The 3290-nt window shown below is 40.5% G+C and carries 4 protein-coding genes; all 4 read left to right on the top strand.

The annotated features are described in order from the left end of the window. On the top strand, nucleotides 1–516 hold a 516-nt coding region (locus K1X84_16890), incomplete at its 5' end, for a hypothetical protein (GenBank protein ID MBX7153306.1). Next, the gene (locus tag K1X84_16885; GenBank protein ID MBX7153305.1) at nucleotides 495–1331 is read left to right on the top strand and encodes a hypothetical protein; all 837 of its coding nucleotides are present in this window, start codon (nucleotides 495–497) and stop codon (nucleotides 1329–1331) included. The genes K1X84_16890 and K1X84_16885, both read left to right, overlap by 22 nt. A gap of 10 nt (nucleotides 1332–1341) precedes the next feature. Beyond that, entirely contained in the window at nucleotides 1342–2454 is a 1113-nt protein-coding gene (locus tag K1X84_16880; GenBank protein MBX7153304.1) for a hypothetical protein, read from the top strand. Further along, the coding region (locus tag K1X84_16875; GenBank protein MBX7153303.1) for a hypothetical protein at nucleotides 2435–3290 on the top strand (856 nt) is incomplete at its 3' end. The genes K1X84_16880 and K1X84_16875, both read left to right, overlap by 20 nt.

The following is a 3290-nucleotide window of genomic DNA, read 5'->3' as shown; positions in this document are numbered from 1 at the left end:
ACGCTTTTCAATAATCGCATACGCGTTACAGCCGTCACTCATGATGAAATCAAAAACGGAAATTATGACGCCGTATTGATTGCATTTACGGGATATCGGAGTACGTTCTTATTTGATCTTTATGACATATTCTTGCGCGAACCTGATTTGTCACGTTACCAGATTAACTTGGTCACAGAAACAACCGCCGACGGTAAAACTATTGCGTCACCGCGTTCATTGACTGCCGGAAAAAATTTCTTCCGCATGGATGCAACTAATCCGAATGAAGGAACAAATTTTGTAAAGCTGCTGGAATTTGTATATGGATTTATGTCGACACGCGAAATCGGCGATAAACAAGCTTACGCTCAATTTGTACATCAGGCCGAAGAAGAACTCGGTCTTGGTGTGTGGCTCTTTTCCGTTCCATCGCTGTCGTATTTCCGTACGCAATTTAATTCGCAAAGTATCGATCTGTACGGCGTTGCGTCACAATTATCAACGATTGAAAAATGGAAAGAGCAGAAAAAATAATTATCGTATGGCTGCTATGGGTTTCAGGAGTTTGTGCTCAGACCATCGATGTATTCGTAGTTGAAAAACCGCAAACGTTACGGTTGCTGAATCGGTACGAACAATCGCTGGGTGAATCGGAAATCTCAAAGCTTTATTTGTTTATGCCATTTGAGATACTACGCTCACGAGTTATTATGAGCGACGGTTTTACCACGGCTATGAAAGTTCGTAATGGCACGGACGATTATTTTATTTTAACTGACTCACCCGGAAAACCGATCAACTTAGAATCTGCCGGTAGCTTCAAAGTCATTTATCAAGTACTCAAACTGAATGACACGGTTTTGGTTCGGCATCCAATCGATTTACTCCAAGGAACTGAGCCAGGAAAAACTGTTACGGGTGTTATCAACCAAAACGAACCGGCTATCCGTTTTTTTAAAGCCGGTAACTGGACTTATGTACGAACATTCAAAGGAACAGGATGGGTAAGGATTGAAAAAGACGGCTATTCTTTTTTACATGAACCTTCATCTAAAAAACAACCGATTGATATTGAATCGCTGCTTCAACCGATCATCGCCGAATCAAATACCGTTCTAAAAAAACTTTTTACTGTTTTAAATCGCCAGAATGCTACGGATAAAAGTATCCCGCAGTGGCGGGTTCAAAAAGTACAAAAGAAAATTATTTGTACGCTTTCGCCGTCGGATTGGAGCCACACGTTCACCGAGTCAAGAAACTTGTTACACCGTGAGATCGCTAATGTTCTCTTGGGAATACCGTGTAAAACAAGATTGACTGATTCGGCAATTGAAATTACTATTTATTAACTGCCGCGAAATGAAAAACAAGCTTCTTGAACATGGATACAGCGTTGCGGCGGTTGGTGTAGTTTTGTTCGCTGCCGCATGGATACTCAGAGCTCCGGCCTATTCAATTCAATATCCGTCCGATCCATTGCTTAGTGAATTAGCCAAAATCGATTCCCTTCAACCCGAAAAACCGCTGCATCGTGCTCTTCTCAAGGAAAGCCTCGATGCATTTTATCCTGATCAATCTACAAGAAATGATTCGCTGATCAATGCTTTCATTCGCTGGCGACGCGACACGTACATTGCAACTATTGAATCAGCACGGATCGATCTGGAATGGAGTTGGAAAAAATTTTACAGCCTCACACAGATGTATGGTATGTTCATTGTCGCATTTGTAGTCGTGATCGCTTCGATTTATTTCGGATCTCCTGCTATAGGATTGTATCAATTTATCCGTAATAATCGCAACCGGTCATCAGATGCCCGCCGATGGAACGAGGCTTGTAATATTGTTTTTGGAAAAACTCCCGGTCACCGATCTCACGCCGTGCGCCAAATTGCTTCGTTTAAATTGAAGTGGCTTTTGAAAGGAATTGCCTATGCTGTTTTATTTTCACCGGCGTATGTAGTCGCCTACTCATTCAAAACAAACTTTGAAACAGATTCATTGATTTTTCTTATAGCGCTTGGCTTCGGAACTAACGGACTTTTAATCACCAGCGCGTACAAGTTTTTTACAATTCTTACATCGGAAAGCCGGAAGGGTTACGTTGAAACAGCTCGCGTCAAAGGCCTTTCCGACGATTATGCGCATCTTCCGTTTCAAGTTGTACTGCAGCCTGGAAAATATTTTTCGAATCACGTGGCCGGCCATATCTATAAACAGGCGTTATTCCAATATCGACCATCGCTGAAAGAGCTTGCCTCATTTGTCGTAACCGGACTGGTCATCATCGAAATGGCTCTTAATATTCAAGGCCACCTCGGGTATGAATTATTAAAAAATACTTTATACAAAAATTGGGACGTTGTGATTGTAATCATTTTTGGAATTTTTTTGTTGGTAAAATTAACCGAAGCGGCGGCCGATATATGGCATGAACATGAAATAAATCGATATGAAAACCAACGTACTTGATCTTGTTTTAAATTCATTCAGAAAATCCGAAAATGTATGGCTACTTGGATGGCTTACCGGAGTAGTCGTCGTATGGACGTGGGATTATTTTTTTTTGAATACACCGGCTTTACGCCAGATTGAATCTGCATTTTTGAATACAGGTATCGTTTCGCTTTTGGCCGTTTTTCTTGCTCTAACGTGGAGCTGGCCTATGGCCATAATATTGCATTTTATAAAAACCTATCGTTCCATTTATATCGCTACATCTTTTTTTCTTAACATCATCCGCTCGGTTCCTCAAATCATCGGCGTATTGATAGGATATACGGTTTTAACTTTTTTAATCGAACGCGAAATACTAGAGAGTTTCAATATCAAATTATTCTCTATGGCAGTAGTTATCAGTCTTTTTATTTTTTTGGAATTGTTTGACAGTTTGCAGGAACGTATTCGGTGGTTTCAACGGTCAGATTTTTATCCGGCTATGTTGGTAAGCGGTGTCCGGGAATCTCGTATCGTTCAGTATGACATCTTATGGAAAAACAGCCGAAGCCAGATCATTAATAAACTTATTGCCATGTTTGGAACAGCAATCTTTTTACAATGCAGTATCGATTTTATTATTTCAGTGGGGTTGTCGACTGAAGTCAGTTCACAAAATTTTCCGGCTACACTTGGAAGTTTACTCGCCAAAATGGATTCCAAAAAGGACATACTCGCGATCGGTAATTCATTGCTCAATCCGGAATATATTCCACGGCTTTTTACAACTCATTTACAAGGCGTCACTGTTGCATTTCTAATTGTATTTTCATTGATATCGGTTTATATGATTAACAAAGCTTACGCATTGA

It is taken from the genome of bacterium, assembly GCA_019695335.1.
Lineage (GTDB): Bacteria > CLD3 > CLD3 > SB21 > SB21 > JABWBZ01.
The sequence above is the reverse complement of the archived record's forward strand: the minus strand, read 5'-3'. Positions and strand labels throughout refer to the sequence as shown.